Here is an 18,330-nt window from a genome sequence, read left to right on the forward strand (position 1 = left end):
ACCGTGCAGGCCGGCAGTTGGGCCAATGTGCCGAGCAATTGGCTGCGGCTGGTTTTCTTGCGCAAAACCTGATGACCTTTGGCGTCCTGGCCGTGCAGATGGAAACTGTGTTTACCAATGTCGATGCCGAGAAGCGTCATCGTGTTCATGAGAGATCCTCCGCCGAAAACGAGAAAAGCCCTGCAAGCGTAAACCTGCAGGGCTTCTCGGTCAGGCTGACCATCTCATTAAACCCGCTTCGGCGGGTTTTTTATTGCGCTGGATTGTTCGGGCAAGAACTTGTTTTGTGGTGAGCGGATGGGTTCCCTTGCCCCAAGAGATCCCTGTCGGCCGTGAGCACAATCGTCATTCAAAGTGACGAATCCAGTGATTGCCCCATCGCCAACCCCTGCCTAGTCTTTCAGCGTTCAGTCACTGGAGGTCACCCATGCAAGGCCCGTTGGCGTCGCTCAAGGTCCTGGATTTCTCGACTCTGTTGCCTGGTCCGTTCGCTTCACTGTTACTGGCGGACATGGGGGCAGAGGTGTTGCGTATCGAATCGCCGACCCGCCCGGACCTGGTGCGCAACCTGCCGCCACATGACCAGGGGATGTCGGCCAGTCATGCCTACCTCAATCGCAACAAGCGCAGCCTGGCCCTGGACCTCAAGCAGCCCGCGGCACGAGAGGTCATCGGGCAACTGCTTGGCGAGTACGACATCGTGCTGGAGCAGTTCCGGCCCGGGGTGATGGAGCGGCTGGGGTTGGGATATGAAACCCTGAAAGCGATCAATCCACGGCTGATCTACGTGTCGATTACCGGCTATGGCCAGACCGGGCCCTACAGGGACCGCGCCGGCCATGACATCAACTACCTGGCCCTGACGGGGCTTGCCAGCCATACCGGCCGTGCCGATAGCGGCCCGCTGCCTTTGGGTATCCAGGCGGCGGACATTGCCGGCGGTTCGTTGCATGGGGTGATCGGGCTGCTGGCGGCGGTGATTGCCCGGCAACAGAGCGGACAGGGCCAGCATCTGGATGTAAGCATGAGCGATTGTGTCTTCAGCCTGAACGCGCTGGCAGGCGCCGGTTACCTGGCCTGTGGTGTCGAACCGGGCAGGGAGGACCAATTGCTCAACGGCGGCAGCTTCTACGATTATTACCGCACGCGGGATGGCCGCTGGATGTCGGTGGGCAGCCTGGAACCGGCCTTCATGCAGGCACTGTGTGAGGCCTTGGGGCGACCGGAACTGGCGGCCCAGGGACTGTCGCCCAAGCCTGAAGAGCAATACGCCCTTAAGCAGGCACTGCAGACCGAGTTCCAGAAGCATGATTTTGCCGAGCTGTGCGGCTTGTTTGCTAGGGTCGATGCTTGCGTCGAGCCGGTGCTGAGCCTGGCGGAAGCTGTCCGGCATCCGCAGTTACAGGCTCGGGAGCTGGTGAAACAGGTGCCCCGAGGGGATGGTTCGAGCCAGGCTCAGATGGCCTGTCCGTTGAGGTTTTCAGATGGCCTGCCCGAACCTCGACATGTTGGCGTGGGGCTGGGGGCGCATACGGATCAGGTGTTGGGGGCGTTGGGGTTCAGTGCTGGGCGGATTGCCGAATTGCGCAGGAGCGGGGTGGTTTTGTAGGGCGGCAAGGCCGCCATCGCGAGCAAGTTCGCTCCCACACTGGATCTTTGGCATTCACGGATCCTGTGGGAGCGAGCCTGCTCGCGATGAGGCCGGCCCACACCACAAGAGCATTACTCCACCCGCGTTTCCCCACTGAACACCAGGGTATTGCGGCAGCTGCGGCACAAGTATCGCCGCCCCTGGCGCACCAGGCGATGGCGCTGGGCCGAAAACGGGAAGTCGCTGCCGTCGCAGGGGCATTTGTAGATGTAGCGGGTCACGCTGCGACGCTTGATTTCGTAGGTGTGGCAACGATTGGGCGGCAGTTCGTAGACCCCGCGCATGATCAGTTGCCATTCCTCGCCGTGGGGCTGGATGCGTTCGCCGAACAATTGATGGGCGATCAGGTGCGCGACTTCGTGGGCGACAGTCTGCTTGAGGAAATCCTCGGCGTTTTCCCGGTACAACTGCGGGTTGAAGCGCAGCAGGTTCTCGTGCAGATGCGCGACACCGGCTTTCTGGCCACGCAATTTGAAGCTGACTACGGGGCGTTTGAAGGAACGTTTGAAAAAGGCTTCGGCTTGTTGGTAACACTCTTCGACGCGGGTATTGAGTTGCTCGAGCATGCTTTACGGGTCTCCAGAACCCCGAGTATGCCGCAAGCGCCGGCCATTGCGAATCGCCCGGGCGCCCAATGGTCGTCTTGGCTGTTCCAGGCACAGGAAGGCCGCCTTGCGGCGGCCTGTATTGGCAGATCCTGTTTTTATAGGTGAGCCTTGGAGTTCAGTTGGTGTAGACCGGGCCGACGCCCAGCCCCCAGACAATGACCGTGAACGCCATGATCGCGACCAGCACCACCAGGCCGACGGCGAGCACCGAGCTGGAAAACAGGAACCCTTCGTCCTGGGGAATGTTCATGAAGGTGGGCAGGCCCACGTACAACAGGTAGACCGTGTAGCAGATCGCTGCCGTGCCGACGATCATCCCCAGCCACATGTGCGGGTAGAGCGCCGCCAGCCCGCCGATGAACAACGGTGTCGCGGTATAGGTGGCGAACGCGACGCAACGGGCCAGGCTCGGATTGGCGTCATAGGTACGGGCCATCCAGTGGATGAAGGCACCCATCACAGCCACCCCACCCAACATGGCGAGGTACGACATGATGGTCATCCATAGCGCGCTTTCCTGGGTAAGCATCACCGGTGGGCGATTGCCGATGACCCATCCCACCTGCGTGGTGCCGATAAACGCCGATACTGCGGGGATGGCCGCGAGAATCAGCGTATGGGTGAGGTACATGTGGCTGATGCTTTCCTCCTGATCGCCACGGATTTCCTTCCATTCTTGATCAGGGTGGGTAAAGAGCCCCACGACATGATGGATCATAGTCAGTCACTCCTTTGTTATTGCCATCGCCCCCCAACGGAGCGCCTACGGGCCAAATGGCCAAGTAAGTAAAGGTCTGAATATGTGTGCGACCTTATGACGCAGTATAGAAAGGAGTTATCCCTAGTGGGACTAGGGGCTTAGAGCAAATCGCGCTGTAGAAAAGTCTATTAATCGCCGATGAGTCTTGCGCCGGTGCGGTAGGCGGGGCTTACCCGTGGCCAGGGGACTTATCCCGCTGGACCATGCAACAGCTCCCCTCATCTGCAGTGTCAGGCTGGGAAGCCAGTGGAGCGGGGCGCTTCGCACTCCAGCAGGGAAAATTCCCTCGCCACAATCAGCGTTCATCATGGGTCTTCGCTGAAAGTGGGTTTTTTGCGTAAAATGCCGGCCTTTCGTCACACCTCACGGATTTCGCGTCATGGGCACTCTTACGGTCAACCAGAACAAACTGCAAAAGCGCCTGCGCCGCCTGGCCGGTGAGGCGGTCGCCGATTTCAACATGATCGAGGATGGCGACAAGGTCATGGTCTGCCTGTCCGGCGGCAAGGACAGCTACACCCTGCTGGATGTCCTGATGCATTTGCAGAAGGTTGCGCCGATCAAATTCGACATCGTCGCGGTGAACATGGACCAGAAGCAGCCCGGTTTCCCCGAGCATGTGCTGCCGGCCTACCTGGAGTCCCTCGGCGTGGAATACCACATCGTCGAGAAGGACACCTACTCGGTGGTCAAGGAGCTGGTCCCCGAAGGCAAGACCACCTGCTCGCTGTGTTCACGCCTGCGTCGCGGTACGCTCTACACCTTCGCCGACCAGATCGGTGCAACCAAGATGGCCCTGGGTCATCACCGCGATGACATCGTCGAGACCTTCTTCCTGAACATGTTCTACAACGGAACGCTCAAGGCCATGCCGCCCAAGCTGCGGGCCGACGACGGGCGCAACGTGGTGATCCGTCCGCTGGCCTATTGCAGCGAAAAGGACATCCAGGCCTATTCGGATTTCAAGCAATTCCCCATCATCCCCTGCAACCTGTGCGGCTCCCAGGAGAACCTGCAGCGCCAGGTGGTCAAGGAGATGCTCCAGGAGTGGGAACGCAAGACCCCGGGCCGTACCGAGAGCATTTTCCGCGGCCTGCAGAACGTCGTTCCATCGCAATTGGCCGACCGCAACCTGTTCGATTTCACCAACCTGCGCATCGACGAAAACGCCACGCCGCGGTTCGTCAACGTGGTGAACCTCTGACGGTGCCAACCGCTCTATTCACGGCGCCAGTGGCTATGAAGGCCACTGGCGCCGTTTTCATTCCAGACCCCAGGAGAGGGCATGCGCGACTACAAGTGGCTGCACGAGTATTGTCTGAACCGCTTCGGTTCGACGACTGAACTGGAGGCTCACCTGCCGGTGCCCAAGACCCCGGCGCAACTGCGCAAGATCAGCGACGATCGCTACCTGTCGACCCTGGCGCTGCGGGTCTTTCGCGCCGGGCTCAAGCACAGCCTCGTGGATGCCAAGTGGCCGGCATTCGAAGAGGTGTTCTTCGGGTTCGACCCGGAAAAGGTCGTGCTGATGAGCGCTGAGCACCTGGAGCGGCTGATGCAGGACGCAAGGATCATCCGGCACCTGGGCAAGCTCAAGAGCGTGCCGCGCAATGCGCAGCTGATTCTGGACGTGGCCCATGAAAAGGGCAGCTTTGGCGCGCTGGTTGCCGACTGGCCGGTGACTGACATCGTCGGCCTGTGGACCTACCTGAAAAAACACGGCCATCAGTTGGGCGGCCTGTCGGCGCCGCGCTTCCTGCGGATGATGGGCAAGGACACTTTCGTGCCCAGCTACGACGTGGTGGCCGCCCTCAATGCCCAGGACATCATCGACAAGGTTCCCACCAGCCTGCGGGATCTGGCGACGGTGCAGAATGCCTTCAACCGGTGGCATGAGGAGAGTGGCGGCAGGCCCATGAGCCAGATCTCGATGATGCTGGCCTATACCGTGAATCATTGAGACCGCATGGCGGCCATCGCGAGCAGGCTCGCTCCCACAATGACTCAGTGACACCCTGTGGGAGCGAGCTTGCTCGCGATAGCGGTTCATCAGGCGACGGGGATATCTCCCTCACCAGCCAAGCGCCGGTTCAACTGGAACCGCCAGCGCACATACAGCAAGGCCGAGCAGAACACCGCCACGCTCGCGGCCATTTCCAGCACGCCGAACCACTGCCGGTTCGGGTCATAGGCCGCCAGCGCACCCTTGATGAAATACAGGTTCACCACAAAGCACATCCAGGAGTGGCCACGGGCGCTGCCCATGATCATGCCCGGCGCCAGGATCAGCAGCGGCACCAGCTCGATCAGCAGGATCACCCAGGGCCGGGCGCCGTGCAGGTCGGCGATGAGCAGGTAGTACACGCAGAGCAGCCCCACCAGGCCGAAAAAGCACAGCAGGCTCACGGCGCGGGCGACGCGCACGCGTGGTTCCAGCCACTGGATCGGCGGCAGGGTCTTGGGCTTCTTAGCCACGGCCGTTCTCCAACAGTTGCGCGGTTTTCGCCAGGCGCGAACCCAGGGCCCGGCACAGGGTCACTTCGTGTTCGTTCAAGCCGCTTTTACCGTCGGCGCCCGCATGATGGCTCGGCCCGTAGGGGGTACCGCCGCCCTGGGTGTCGATCAGTGCCGATTCGCTGTAGGGCAGGCCGGTGATCAGCATGCCGTGGTGCAGCAGCGGCAGCATCATCGACAACAGAGTGGTTTCCTGGCCGCCATGCAGACTGGCGGTGGAGGTGAACACCCCGGCCGGTTTGCCCACCAGTGCGCCGGTCAGCCACAGGTTGCTGGTGCCGTCGAGAAAATACTTGAGCGGTGCGGCCATGTTGCCGAAACGGGTCGGACTGCCGAGGGCCAGGCCGGCGCAGTGCTTCAGGTCATCGAGGGTGGCGTACAGTGGGCCCTGGCCGGGAATTTCCGGGGACACCGCTTCGCACTCGGTGGACACTGCCGGCACCGTACGCAGCCTGGCTTCCAGACCGGCCTGCTCGACGCCGCGGGCGATCTGCCGGGCCATTTCGTTGGTGGCGCCACCGCGGCTGTAATACAGCACCAGGATGTACGGCGTGCTCACGGCAGGATCTCCAGGATCTTTTCCGGTGGCCGGCCGATGACGGCCTTGTCACCGACTTCGAGAATCGGGCGCTCCATGAGTTTCGGGTGCGCGGCCATCGCGGCGATCAGCTGGGCTTCGCTCAGGCCTGGATCGGCCAGGTTCAGGGCCGCGTATTGCTCCTCGCCAGTGCGCAGCAGTTGTCGGGCGGTGATACCGAGCTTGCCCAGCAGGCGCTCCAGCTGCGTGGCGTCGAGCGGGGTTTCCAGATAATGAACCACGCTGGGCGCGAGGCCTCGGTCCTCCAGCAGTTGCAGGGCACCACGGGATTTCGAACAGCGCGGGTTGTGATAAAGCGTCAGGTCGGTCATGAGCGGGTCGCATCTTGCGTAAGGTGGCGGCTATTCTACTGTGCCACGAGGTGCCAGGCATCCTGCGCAGGTGCCAGGCATTCACATTCATACAAGGACAGCACATGACAAGGCGACTGACGGCGGCATTGGCATTGATGGGCTCTTTATTGCTCGCCGGTTGCGGCAATGACTATGGTGTGGACCAGAACGGCCAGGCCATTGCCTCGCAGCGGCTGGACAAGCAATGGCTGGTGGTCAACTACTGGGCCGAATGGTGCGCACCGTGCCGCACCGAAATTCCTGAGTTCAACGCCTTGTCCGAGCAGCTCAAGGGGCGCGGCATCGGCGTGTTCGGGGTCAATTTCGATCAGGTGCAGGGCGAGGAACTCAAGAGCGCCAGCGAGAAGATGGGCATCCGTTTCACCGTGCTGGCCCGAGATCCGGCCGAGATCTTCGACCTGCCCCGCAGCGAGGGGCTGCCGGTGACCTACATCATCGACAACCAGGGCAAGGTGCGCGAGCAGTTGCTGGGGGAACAGACGGCGGCGGGGGTGATGGCGAAGCTTGAGGCGTTGCAGGCGTTCAAATAACTTGTTTTGACAGGTGGGATCCCCTCGCCACAGGGGATCCATGCCGGATCCAGGATCTTCGCCTGAAGGACTCAGCCTTCTTCGAGCCACCAGCGCAGCGGCTTGCCCTGGGCCGGCCAGAAACGGATCTGCTCGATGGGGGAAATGTCCCAGCGCTCGACCTTTTCCAATGCCTGCAAGAAGCGCGCTTCCTGCTCCATCAACGCCGGGCCGCAGAGTTTGCGAGTGCTGCCGATCTTGCCGAAGCTCAGGCGTTCGCCTTCCAGCGTATAAGGCGCGAACCAGTGATTGCAGCCACCGTTGCCATAGGCCCGGCCGTCCTCGCCGAGGGTGATGGTCAGGTGGCTGTAGTCCATCAACGGGCGTTCGCCGATCCATTCCAGGATGTAGCTGCGGTTCTGTTGCAACCGAACCGGCTCGGCGGCACACCCCATCAGGCCGACGCCGATCAGCGCGAGGGCAAGCGGATGTTTCATCAGGCGGCGTCCTGGCATTCGGGGCACAGGTGTTTTTCGCCCTGGGTGGTCCAGCCTAGCTCGGCGATGCGTGCGGTGGCGGCTGGTTTCTGGGCCTTGCTGCCGAGCTTGGCATCCACGGCAAATTCGAAACTCAGTGCCTTGGCGCAGCGATCGCAGTTGACCTGCCAGGTATGGATCGCCAGTTCGCCAAAGACCGGACCGGTGGTCATGGCGGTCCACTGGCCCATGGGCTTGAGCAAATGCCGGACAGTGTCCACGGTAAGGCGCATGGACAAGTCCTTGCTGCCCTTGAGCGTGACCAGCAGCACATCGTTGGCCTGGATCGAACCGCCATTGCCGGTCACCTGGTATCGGCCCGGCGCCAGGGCGCGGACTTCAGTCAGGGTGTGGTGCGGATTCATCAGGGTGTAGCGGAAATCGTGTTCGGCCATGGGTCCTCCAAATAGGCGCGACATGCTAGCACGGGGCATGGCCTGGGATGGTCAACCACGAATCCTGCCGACGAAACTCCCACTGGGGGAAGGCCGGTTCAGGTCTAGCGCTCAACCAGGTTTTTCGGCGTGCCGGCCGCCCACGCTGCGATGTTATCCAGGGTGGTCATGGCAATCGCCGCCAGGGCTTCATGGGTGAGAAAGGCCTGGTGAGCAGTGATCACCACGTTGGGGAAGGTCAGCAGGCGTGCCAGCACATCGTCCTGCAAGGGCTGGTCGGAGCGGTCCATGAAGAATAGATCGGCCTCTTCTTCATAGACATCCAACCCCAAATAGCCCAATTGGCCGTTCTTCAGTGCCTCGATCAAGGCCGGTGTGTCCACCAGGCCACCGCGTCCGGTGTTGATCAACATGGCGCCGCGTTGCATCGATGCCAGGGACTGGGCGTTGATCAGATGGCGGCTCTGTTCGTTCAGCGGGCAGTGCAGGCTGACGATCCAGGCTTGGGCCAGCAGCTCGTCCAGGGGCAGGTAGCGAGCCCCCAGGGCTTGCACCTGAGGGTTGGGGTAGGGGTCATGGGCCAGCAACTGACAGCCGAAGCCGGCCATGATCCGGGCGAAGGTGGCGCCGATCTGCCCGGTGCCGATCACGCCGACGGTCTTGCCCACCAGGTCGAATCCGGTCAGGCCATGCAGGCTGAAATTGCCGTCTCGGGTCCGGTTGTAGGCGCGGTGCAGGCAGCGATTGAGGGTCAGAATCAACGCCACCGCATGTTCGGCCACGGCATGGGGGGAGTAGGCCGGTACCCGGGCGATGCTCAAGCCCAGGCGTTTGGCGGCGGGCAGGTCGACATGGTTGTAGCCGGCCGAGCGCAGGGCGATCAGCCGGGTGCCGCCGGCCGCCAGTTGTTCCAGTACCGGGGCGCTCAGGTCATCGTTGATGAACGCACAGACCACCTCGTGGCGCTCGGCCAGGGCCACGGTGTCCAGGTTCAGGCGCGCCGGCTGGAACTGCAGCTCGATACCCGCCGGCAGCGGGGCGTTGGTGAAACTGTCGCGGTCATAAGTCTGGCTGCTGAAAAAAATTACGCGCATGGCGGCCTCCTGGCACTGGAATGGCATCAGCTTAGCCGCAATCGTCCCGATGGCTATTGCCCTGGGTCAGGCGCTGACACGCGCCTCGCTGGCCAGGCGGTCGATGGCATTGTCCAGATCCTGGAGGGCGGCGGCAGCTTTCGGGTCCTGTTGCTTGAGCAGGGTTTCGCTGCGCTGGCAGGCGGCACGCAACTGGGGGACGCCGCAGTAGCGTGTCGCGCCATGCAGGCGATGCACCCGTTCGATCAGGGCATTGTGGTCGTTGGCTTCGTTGGCCTGGCGAATCGCTTCGCGGTCGGCCTCCAGGGAAGCCAGCAACATGGCCAGCATGTCCGCCGCCAGGTCCGCCTTGCCGGCGGCCAGGCGCAGGCCTTCCTCGTGGTCCAGCACCAGCAGCTCGCCGCTGCCCTGGGCTTCATGGCCCCGCTCCGGCGTCTGGTTGCGCAAGGCCAGGCCAGTCCATTTGAGCACTACCTGGGCCAGCTGGCGCTCGCTGATGGGCTTGGTCAGGTAGTCGTCCATTCCACTTTGCAGCAACGCGCGTTTCTCGTTGGCCATGGCATGGGCGGTGAGGGCGACGATGGGCAGTGGCGTGCAGTGCCGCTCGCTTTCCCACTGACGGATCGCCTCGGTGCTCTGGCGGCCGTCCATGCCGGGCATCTGGACATCCATCAGGACCAGATCGAAAGTCTCCTTCTGCACGGCCTTGACCGCGGCATAGCCACTTTCCACCGCCAGCACCTTGGCCCCCATGTCCTCGAGCAGGGTTTGCACCAGCAGCAGGTTGGCCGGGTTGTCGTCCACGCACAACACCTTGGGGGCGCGGCTGGCCACGGGTTCGCTGGGTTCGCTGCGGGGCGGGCGCGGGTTGATCAGGTCGGACAGAGAGCGACGCAACTTGCGGGTGCAGGCCGGCTTGGCCTGCAGCTGGCTGTGGGGGTTGGGCACCGAGAGGTGGTACAGCGTCTGTTCGGTGGTAGGGCACAGTACCAGGACCTTGCAGCCCAGGTGCTCAAGGTCCCAGACATGCTGGTTGAGGCGTTCCGGCGGCATGTCGTTGCTGGTGATGCCCAGCACGGCCAGGTCGATGGCCTGGTCGGTCTGGTGGGCGATGGTCACGCCGTTGGTCAGGCTCTCCAGGGTATTGAATGGCGTGACTTGCAAGCCACAGTCTTCCAGCTGGTGCTGCAGGGCCTGGCGCGCCAGTTCGTGATTTTCCAGCAGGGCCACGCGACGGCTCAGCAACGGTGGGCCGGGCAGGTCCTCGGCGTCGTCACGGGTCTTGGGCAGGCGCAGACTGATCCAGAACTCCGAGCCCTCGCCCGGTGTGCTGTCGACGCCGATTTCGCCGCCCATCTGTTCCACCAGGCGCTTGGAAATCACCAGGCCCAAGCCGGTACCGCCCGGTTGCCGGGACAATGAGTTATCGGCCTGGCTGAAGGCCTGGAACAGCGCCCGTACGTCCTGGCTCGACAGGCCGATACCGGTGTCCTGGATGCTGATGCGCAGTTGCACGCTGTCTTCATGCTCGTCTTCGAGCATGGCACGGGCGACGATGGTGCCTTCGCGGGTGAACTTGATGGCATTGCTTACCAGGTTCGTGAGGATCTGCTTGAGGCGAAGGGGGTCGCCCACCAGCGACAGCGGGGTGTCCCGGTAGACCAGGCTCACCAGCTCCAGCTGTTTGGCGTGGGCGGCGGGCGCGAGGATGGTCAGGGTGTCCTGCAACAGGTCGCGCAGGTTGAACGGAATGCTGTCGAGCACCAGCTTGCCGGCCTCGATCTTCGAGAAGTCGAGGATCTCGTTGATGATGCCCAGCAAGCTGTCGGCGGATTTCTCGATAGTGCCCAGGTAGTCGAGCTGGCGCGGGGTCAGCTCGCTTTTCTGCAGCAGGTGCGTGAAGCCCAGGATGCCGTTGAGCGGCGTACGGATCTCATGGCTCATGTTCGCCAGGAATTCGGACTTGATCCGGCTCGCCTCCAGGGCTTCCTTGCGGGCCAGGTCCAGCTCGATGTTCTGGATCTCGATGGTCTCCAGGTTCTGGCGCACGTCCTCGGTGGCCTGGTCGATGCTGTGCTGCAATTCCTCCTGGGCATTCTGCAGGGTGCCCGCCATGCGGTTGATGCCCGATGCCAGTTCATCCAGTTCCTGGCTGCCCAAGGGGGGCAGGCGGGTTTCCAGATGACCGTCCTTGAGTTGTGCCACGGCTTGCTTGATCTGGCTCAACGGCCGGTTGATGGTACGGCCCATGCGCAGGGCCAGCAGCGCGGTCAATCCCAGGCCGGCGGCGATCAGCAGCAGGCTGGCGAACAGGCTACGGTAGCCGCGCAACAACATGCCGCTGTGGGACAGCTCCAGTTCGACCCAGCCCAGCAGGCGGTCGGCCTCTTCGGGGATCAGTTCGCCGGCCAGGTTGCGATGCTTGCCGAATACCGGCAACAGATAGCGGGTGGCATCGTTGCCGGTGCGCTGCAGCAACTGGGTGCTGTTGCCTTCCGGCGCACGGTTGAGCATGGTCGGGCCGGCATGGGCCAGCGGTGTGCGGTCGGGCGCGAGGAAGGTCACCGCACGCACGTCCGCCTGTTCCAGGGACTGGGTGGCGATGCGTTCCAGCAGGTCGGTCTCCTGGCGACTCATGGCCGGGGCGACCAATGGTGCAAGCTGTTCTGCGATCATTTCGCCGCGTTGCAGCAACTGGGCGTGCAGGTCAGATTGCTGCATCCAGGTGAAATAGCCCCCCAGGACCAGCGCCATCAGGCTGGTCGGCAGCAGGGTCAGCAACAGTACGCGGCCTTTGATTCCCAGTTTCTTGAGCACACTTGTCTCCTGCATCCAGCGGTCAGATCGAACTTGCACGCATCCGGCATGCAATACCTGCGCAGTGTAGCGATTTGCGGGCGGTCAATCTCCGTAAAATTCATGCGCGTCTCGTATCCGTACTGCCGAGCAATTGTCCACGGCGATAAACGGCGCTGGCGTCTGGGGGCAGGGTCAAACTCGCGATGATCCGTGGGCGGCCAGACCATGTGTCACTTTCGGCTCGCTATTGACCATCGGTCGGGACTGTCGATCTTGACAGGTGTCGGCTTCTTTTCTGTTTTTTAAGCTCGGTGTCGTTGAGTTATTAACTACCTGAGGAGAAAGACATGAACACCCTGAGCGACAAAGAAAGGATGAAAGCTATAAAAGCTGCTCCCAGGCTTGATGCGAAAGGCTCAATAACCATCACGCTTAATGGGCAGGTCACCAAAACTGAGGACGTTTATATTCTGGATCAGCCCGATAACTCCATTGTCGGGGTTATAGGAGAGGATAAAGGTATAGTCATCGTGCAGTTCAGCTCTCTGACGGCGCCGGGTACCTATGAGATCAAAAAACATAATATCTGGATACAGATGTCGTTCCACGGTTTCTCAGGGGCGGCAAACACTGGAGATTTGACCCTTGAGACCATCGAGATAAAAAACAAATACAAAGGTCGTTTTGACGTGAAAACCGTGGATCACCAGAAAGCTGATGGGGTATTTGACGTACAGAAGGTATAGGTCTGGCAGTCGCGGACAGGTGGACTGGTTCCATGGGAGAGGTTCCCAGCCAGACTTGCTTCACCTCCCCGTGTTCGCGAGGTCGGCGATAGCTCGCAGCCCGGCGGGATCAAGCCCTGTCTCTCCATCTCATGACCCGCTTATTCCCATAAGCCATAACCACCACACTTTGCGTGATATGGCCTGGCAACGTTTGCCGGTATGATAGGCGCCCCCGCAGCCCGGATTGCGAATACGCCATGACATTGCAGTACCCCACCATCGCCGATTGCGTCGGCAACACCCCGCTGGTCCGTTTGCAGCGCCTGCCTGGCGCCACCAGCAACACGCTTTTACTCAAGCTTGAAGGGAACAACCCGGCGGGTTCGGTCAAGGATCGGCCGGCGCTGTCGATGATCACCCGGGGTGAACTGCGTGGACAGATCCGGCCCGGCGACACCCTGATCGAGGCGACGTCCGGCAACACCGGTATCGCCTTGGCCATGGCGGCGGCCATCAAGGGCTACAAGATGATCCTGATCATGCCCGACAATTCCAGCGCCGAACGCAAGGCGGCGATGACCGCCTACGGTGCCGAATTGATCCTGGTGTCCAAGGACGAAGGCATGGAAGGCGCCCGGGACCTGGCCGAGCGCATGCAGGCCGATGGGCGTGGCAAGGTGCTGGATCAATTCGCCAACGGCGACAACCCCGAGGCCCACTACACCAGCACCGGCCCCGAGATCTGGCGCCAGACCGGCGGCACCATTACCCATTTCGTCAGTTCGATGGGCACCACCGGTACCATCATGGGCACTTCGCGCTACCTCAAGGAACAGAATCCGGACGTACAGATCATTGGTCTGCAGCCGATGGAGGGCTCGGCCATTCCGGGCATTCGTCGCTGGCCCGAGGAATATCTGCCGAAGATCTACCAGGCCGATCGCGTGGACCGCATCATCGACATGGCCCAGAGTGAGGCCGAGGACGTGACCCGTCGGCTGGCCCGGGAAGAGGGTATTTTCTGCGGCGTGTCTTCGGGCGGTGCCGTGGCGGGCATGCTGCGCTTGTCCAAGGAAGTTGAAAACGCGGTGATCGTGGCGATCATCTGCGACCGGGGCGACCGTTACCTGTCCACCGGCATTTTCGACGCGCCCAACTGATGGCCAGGCATGAAAGAGGCCTGCGCTTCCAGCCCAGCGGCGGAAGCCGGGCCCCCCAGGTGCCCACCGGCAAAAAGCAGCGCTTGAGCATCGAACGCCTGGCCAACGATGGCCGGGGTATCGGCTTTGTCGATGGCCGTACCTGGTTCGTCATCGGTGCCCTGGCCGGCGAGGAGGTCGAGGCTCGGGTGCTCGGTGCCCATGGCAAGGTGGTCGAGGCGCGCACCGAGCGTGTGTTCCAGACCAGTGAACTGCGCCGCCCGGCAGCCTGTGCCCACGCCGGTCAATGCGGAGGCTGCAGCGTCCAGCATTTGCCCCACGAAGAACAGCTTGCCCTGAAACAGCGCATGCTCGCCGAGCAGTTGTCGCGGGTGGCCGGCGTCGAACCCGAGGAGTGGGCCGCGCCGCTGAGCGGGCCGGAGTTCGCTTATCGACGTCGCGCCCGGGTGGCCGTGCGCTGGGATCAGAAAGCGAAGAAGCTCGAGGTGGGTTTGCGTGCGGCCGGCAGCCAGGACATCGTTGCCATTGGCGATTGCCCCGTGCTGGTACAGCCCTTGCAGCCGATCATGAGCCGCCTGCCGGATATGCTCAGGCGCCTGAGCAAGCCCCAGGCGCTTGGCCATGTGGAGTTGTTCGCCGGCTCGTCCCTGGCGGTGTTGCTAAGGCACATGGCACCACTATCGGAGGCCGACCTGACGATCCTCAAGGATTTCTGCGCGTTCCATGAGGCCCAGTTGTGGCTTCATGGAGAGGGCGAGCCGCAACCGGCGGAGCCCGGCCAGACCCTGGGTTATCGCCTGGATCCCTGGGGCCTGGAGCTGGCCTATCGACCGGGGGATTTCATCCAGGTGAACGCCGGCATCAACGAGGCGATGATTGCCCAGGCCTTGCAATGGCTGGCGCCTCGGCCCGAGGAGCGGGTGCTGGATCTGTTCTGTGGCCTGGGCAATTTCGCCTTGCCACTGGCCAGGCAGGTACGCGAAGTCGTCGCCGTCGAGGGCGTGCAGGTCATGGTGGATCGGGCTGCGGCCAACGCGCTCAGCAACAATTTGCATAACACTGCCTTTTTTCAGGCCGATTTATCCCAGCCGCTGGCGGGTGCCGAATGGATCGGCGAAGGCTTTTCTGCGGTACTCTTGGACCCACCCCGTGACGGAGCTTTCGAGGTGGTGCGCAAGCTGGCCTCCCTGGGCGCCGGACGGTTGGTATATGTATCGTGCAACCCGGCAACTTTGGCCCGGGACACGGTCGAATTGATCAAGCAGGGCTACCGGTTAAAACGTGCCGGGATTCTCGATATGTTTCCTCAGACGGCGCATGTCGAGGCCATGGCGTTATTTGAAGCGAGCCAGGATGGCTTGTCCGACTGACCCGTTCGTGCCAACCCGCTACAGTCCTGGGCGGAAGCACGGACAACGAAGGTCAGCGATGTTGACGCATTGAATCTGCGTCATAGGGAAGGTAAGTAAAGATGGTACAGGTGAGAGCACACCAGCCGATCAACACCGACGGCAGTATCAATCTCGAGGCTTGGCTCGATCACGCGGTCAGCATCGACATGGCGTTGGATCGCGAAGCCTTGAAGCAAGCCTGCGAGTTCGCTCGCGAGGCGGAACAGCAACACAATGCGGCGAAGAACCTCTGGTCCGAAGGCACCTCGAGTTTTCATACGGGCCTGGAGATTGCCGAGATCCTCGCCGACCTCAAGCTCGACCAGGATTCCCTCGTGGCCGCGGTGCTGTACCGCGGCGTTCGCGAAGGGCAGATCCCGCTCCCGGTGGTCAGCCAGCGCTTCGGTGCGGTGGTCGCCAAGCTGATCGACGGCGTGCTGCGCATGGCGGCCATCAGCGCCAGCCTCAGTCCGCGCCATTCCATGGTCCTGGGTACCCAGGGCCAGGTAGAGAACCTGCGCAAGATGCTCGTGGCCATGGTCGACGACGTGCGCGTCGCGTTGATCAAGCTGGCCGAGCGGACCTGTGCGATTCGTGCGGTGAAGTCCGCCGACGACGAGAAGCGCAATCGCGTCGCCCGGGAAGTGTTCGACATCTATGCCCCCCTGGCCCACCGTCTCGGCATCGGTCACATCAAGTGGGAGCTGGAGGATCTGTCCTTCCGCTACCTGGAGCCCGACCAGTACAAGCAGATCGCCAAGCTGCTGCATGAGCGACGCCTGGACCGTGAGCGTTTCATCACCGATGTGATGACCCAGCTGCGCGAAGAATTGCAGGCCACCGGCGTGGAAGCCGATATCAGCGGCCGGGCCAAGCACATCTATTCGATCTGGCGCAAAATGCAGCGCAAAGGGCTGGAATTCAGCCAGATCTACGACGTTCGCGCCGTTCGCGTGCTGGTTCCGGAAATGCGCGATTGCTACACCGCCCTGGGGATCGTCCATACCCTGTGGCGACACATTCCCAAGGAGTTCGACGACTACATCGCCAACCCCAAGGAAAACGGCTATCGCTCGCTGCACACTGCGGTGATCGGTCCCGAAGGCAAGGTACTGGAGGTGCAGATCCGCACCCACGCCATGCACGAGGAAGCCGAGCTGGGTGTCTGCGCGCACTGGAAATACAAGGGCACCGACGTCAAGTCCGGCTCCAACCACTACGAAGAAAAGATTTCCTGGCTGCGCCAGGTCCTGGAGTGGCACGAGGAACTGGGTGATATCGGCGGCCTGGCCGAGCAGTTGCGGGTGGATATCGAGCCGGACCGGGTTTACATCTTCACCCCCGACGGGCATGCCATCGACCTGCCCAAGGGTGCGACGCCCCTGGACTTCGCCTACCGGGTCCACACCGAGATCGGCCATAACTGCCGTGGCGCCAAGATCAACGGGCGGATCGTACCGCTCAACTACAGCCTGCAGACCGGTGAACAGGTCGAGATCATCACCAGCAAGCACGGCACGCCGAGCCGTGACTGGCTGAACCCGAACCTGGGCTATATCACCACGTCGCGGGCTCGGGCGAAAATCGTCCATTGGTTCAAGCTGCAGGCTCGCGACCAGAACGTCGCCGCCGGCAAGACCTTGATCGAGCGCGAGCTCAGTCGCCTTGGCCTGCCGCAGGTGGATTTCGACAAGCTGGCCGAAAAGGCCAACATGAAGACCGCCGACGACATGTTCGCCGCCCTCGGGGCCGGGGACCTGCGCCTGGCGCAACTGGTCAACCTGGCCCAGCAACTGGTGGAGCCGGAGCGTGGCAACGAACAACTGGAGCTGATCCCGCGCAAGGCCACTGGCTACAAGCCGGGCAAGCGCGGCGATATCCAGATCCAGGGGGTCGGCAACCTGATGACCCAGATGGCCGGCTGCTGCCAGCCGTTGCCGGGGGATGCGATCGTCGGCTACATCACCCAGGGGCGCGGCGTGAGCATTCACCGCCAGGACTGTGCCTCGGTGCTGCAACTGGCCGGCCGCGAGCCGGAACGGATCATCCAGGTCAGCTGGGGCCCGGTGCCCGTGCTCACCTATCCGGTGGACATCATCATTCGCGCCTACGATCGCTCCGGGTTGCTGCGTGACGTGTCTCAGGTGCTGCTCAATGAGCGGATCAACGTGTTGGCGGTCAACACCCGTTCGAACAAGGAAGACAACACCGCACTGATGTCCCTGACCATCGAGATTCCGGGGCTGGATGCGCTAGGCCGCCTGTTGGGGCGGATTTCCCAGTTGCCGAACATCATCGAGACCCGGCGTAACCGGACACCAGGTTAAGCGCAGTCCGAAAAAGTGGGAGCGAGCTTGCTCCCACAGGACTTTTTTGTGATGGGATGGATTGATGTACAGCCTCGAAGACCTGCTCCACTTGATGAACCGTCTGCGGGACCCCCAGTACGGTTGCCCGTGGGACATCAAGCAAACCTACGCGACCATCGTTCCCCATACCTTGGAAGAAGCCTACGAAGTCGCCGATGCCATCGAGCGCGGCGACTTCGATCACCTGCAAGGCGAATTGGGCGATCTGTTGTTCCAGGTGGTGTATTACAGCCAGCTGGCCCGGGAAGAAAACCGCTTTGAATTCGCCGGTGTGGTCGACAGCATCACCCGCAAGCTGATCCGGCGCCATCCTCACGTATTTCCCACCGGCGATCTCTACGCGCCGCTGGATGTACCGCGCCTGAGCGAGGAGCAGGTCAAGCATCGCTGGGAGCAGATCAAGGCTGAGGAGCGGGCTGAAAAGGCCTGCGCTCCGGAGCAGTTGTCACTGCTCGACGATGTGCCAGCGGCCCTGCCGGCGTTATCCCGGTCGGCGAAGCTGCAGAAACGGGCGGGCCAGGTCGGTTTCGACTGGCCGGGTCCACTGCCGGTGCTGGACAAGGTTCGCGAGGAGCTGGACGAAGTGCTGCAAGCCATGGCCGACAATGACCCACAAGCCATTGGCGAGGAGGTCGGCGACCTGCTGTTCAGCGTGGTGAACCTGGCCCGTCATCTCAAGGTCGATCCGGAAACCGCACTGCGCGGCGCCAATGGGAAATTCGAGCGGCGTTTTCGATTTATCGAACAGGCATTGCGCGACACCCACCGTCCCATGGAAGATTGCACCCTAGAAGAATTGGACGCCTTGTGGGGCGAAGCCAAACGTCAGGAAAAGAATTTGCCCAGCTGCGGCTGAGGCCGTTGC

General features: G+C 62.1%; 18 protein-coding genes and 1 pseudogene. 9 read left to right on the plus strand and 10 right to left on the minus strand.

The genetic code is table 11. From position 1 onward, the window contains the following. Positions 1–149 (minus strand): annotated as a pseudogene (locus BT179_RS27005) (IS110 family transposase); the annotation flags it as partial. Between the two features lie 278 nt (positions 150–427). Between BT179_RS27005 and BT179_RS13510 the strand changes: the two are divergent. Beyond that, complete coding sequence (locus BT179_RS13510) at positions 428–1,609, plus strand: CaiB/BaiF CoA transferase family protein (protein ID WP_072431645.1); 1,182 nt, start codon at positions 428–430, stop codon at positions 1,607–1,609. 113 nt (positions 1,610–1,722) lie between these two features. Here BT179_RS13510 and BT179_RS13515 read toward each other — a convergent pair whose 3' ends face one another. Beyond that, positions 1,723–2,217, minus strand: coding sequence for a SprT family zinc-dependent metalloprotease (locus BT179_RS13515; RefSeq protein WP_072394093.1), 495 nt, complete (start codon positions 2,215–2,217; stop codon positions 1,723–1,725). A gap of 157 nt (positions 2,218–2,374) precedes the next feature. Beyond that, positions 2,375–2,977, minus strand: a complete 603-nt coding sequence (locus BT179_RS13520; protein WP_039591896.1) for a Yip1 family protein — start codon at positions 2,975–2,977, stop codon at positions 2,375–2,377. Between the two features lie 421 nt (positions 2,978–3,398). On the opposite strand from BT179_RS13520, the gene ttcA reads away from it, so the two are divergent. Together ttcA and BT179_RS13530 are read left to right on the plus strand one after the other, a co-directional pair. Continuing rightward, complete coding sequence (gene ttcA / locus BT179_RS13525; protein WP_072431644.1) at positions 3,399–4,223, plus strand: tRNA 2-thiocytidine(32) synthetase TtcA; 825 nt, start codon at positions 3,399–3,401, stop codon at positions 4,221–4,223. Between the two features lie 81 nt (positions 4,224–4,304). Continuing rightward, a complete protein-coding gene (locus tag BT179_RS13530) occupies positions 4,305–4,979 on the plus strand; it encodes a DNA-3-methyladenine glycosylase I (protein ID WP_072394088.1) in 675 nt (224 codons plus the stop codon). 89 nt (positions 4,980–5,068) lie between these two features. Here BT179_RS13530 and BT179_RS13535 read toward each other — a convergent pair whose 3' ends face one another. The 3 genes from BT179_RS13535 to arsC are packed head-to-tail and all read right to left on the minus strand — an operon-like array spanning position 5,069 to position 6,442. Beyond that, a complete protein-coding gene (locus BT179_RS13535; protein WP_072394085.1) occupies positions 5,069–5,494 on the minus strand; it encodes a DUF2069 domain-containing protein in 426 nt (141 codons plus the stop codon). Beyond that, positions 5,487–6,092, minus strand: coding sequence for an NAD(P)H:quinone oxidoreductase (gene wrbA / locus BT179_RS13540; RefSeq protein ID WP_072394082.1), 606 nt, complete (start codon positions 6,090–6,092; stop codon positions 5,487–5,489). The genes BT179_RS13535 and wrbA overlap by 8 nt, the downstream gene beginning before the upstream one ends. After that, positions 6,089–6,442 carry an arsenate reductase (glutaredoxin) gene (gene arsC, locus BT179_RS13545; RefSeq protein WP_072394079.1) on the minus strand — a complete coding sequence of 118 codons (354 nt, stop codon included), beginning with the start codon at positions 6,440–6,442 and terminating at the stop codon, positions 6,089–6,091. The genes wrbA and arsC overlap by 4 nt, the downstream gene beginning before the upstream one ends. Positions 6,443–6,546: 104 nt before the next feature. Here arsC and BT179_RS13550 point away from each other — a divergent pair, with 104 nt between their 5' ends. Continuing rightward, positions 6,547–7,014: a TlpA disulfide reductase family protein gene (locus tag BT179_RS13550; protein WP_072394076.1), complete on the plus strand. Its 468-nt coding sequence runs from the start codon at positions 6,547–6,549 to the stop codon at positions 7,012–7,014. A gap of 71 nt (positions 7,015–7,085) precedes the next feature. Here the strand turns inward: BT179_RS13550 and BT179_RS13555 are convergent, their stop codons facing one another. The 4 genes from BT179_RS13555 to BT179_RS13570 all read right to left on the minus strand — a co-directional run bounded on the left by BT179_RS13555 (position 7,086) and on the right by BT179_RS13570 (position 11,835). After that, positions 7,086–7,490, minus strand: a complete 405-nt coding sequence (locus BT179_RS13555; protein ID WP_072394073.1) for an META domain-containing protein — start codon at positions 7,488–7,490, stop codon at positions 7,086–7,088. Further along, positions 7,490–7,924, minus strand: a complete 435-nt coding sequence (locus BT179_RS13560) for a hypothetical protein (RefSeq protein WP_072394070.1) — start codon at positions 7,922–7,924, stop codon at positions 7,490–7,492. Before BT179_RS13560 ends, BT179_RS13555 begins: the two co-directional genes overlap by 1 nt. A 104-nt stretch (positions 7,925–8,028) precedes the next feature. Continuing rightward, a complete protein-coding gene (locus BT179_RS13565) occupies positions 8,029–9,018 on the minus strand; it encodes a 2-hydroxyacid dehydrogenase (protein ID WP_072431643.1) in 990 nt (329 codons plus the stop codon). Between the two features lie 66 nt (positions 9,019–9,084). Continuing rightward, positions 9,085–11,835, minus strand: a complete 2,751-nt coding sequence (locus BT179_RS13570) for a response regulator (protein WP_072394063.1) — start codon at positions 11,833–11,835, stop codon at positions 9,085–9,087. Between the two features lie 329 nt (positions 11,836–12,164). Here BT179_RS13570 and BT179_RS13575 point away from each other — a divergent pair, with 329 nt between their 5' ends. From BT179_RS13575 to mazG, 5 genes are all read left to right on the plus strand, one after another. After that, positions 12,165–12,563 (plus strand): hypothetical protein, encoded by a 399-nt coding sequence (locus BT179_RS13575; protein WP_072394059.1) that lies wholly within the window; start codon positions 12,165–12,167, stop codon positions 12,561–12,563. Between the two features lie 239 nt (positions 12,564–12,802). Further along, on the plus strand, positions 12,803–13,705 hold the full coding sequence (cysM, locus tag BT179_RS13580; RefSeq protein WP_072431642.1) for a cysteine synthase CysM: 903 nt from the start codon (positions 12,803–12,805) through the stop codon (positions 13,703–13,705). Then, complete coding sequence (gene rlmD / locus BT179_RS13585) at positions 13,705–15,075, plus strand: 23S rRNA (uracil(1939)-C(5))-methyltransferase RlmD (RefSeq protein ID WP_072394053.1); 1,371 nt, start codon at positions 13,705–13,707, stop codon at positions 15,073–15,075. The genes cysM and rlmD overlap by 1 nt, the downstream gene beginning before the upstream one ends. A 101-nt stretch (positions 15,076–15,176) precedes the next feature. Next, a complete protein-coding gene (relA, locus tag BT179_RS13590; RefSeq protein ID WP_072394050.1) occupies positions 15,177–17,423 on the plus strand; it encodes a GTP diphosphokinase in 2,247 nt (748 codons plus the stop codon). 64 nt (positions 17,424–17,487) lie between these two features. After that, positions 17,488–18,321: a nucleoside triphosphate pyrophosphohydrolase gene (mazG, locus tag BT179_RS13595; protein WP_072394047.1), complete on the plus strand. Its 834-nt coding sequence runs from the start codon at positions 17,488–17,490 to the stop codon at positions 18,319–18,321. Positions 18,322–18,330 lie beyond the last annotated feature (9 nt).

The sequence above is a fragment of the Pseudomonas sp. NFACC43 genome, from assembly GCF_900119645.1.
GTDB lineage: Bacteria > Pseudomonadota > Gammaproteobacteria > Pseudomonadales > Pseudomonadaceae > Aquipseudomonas.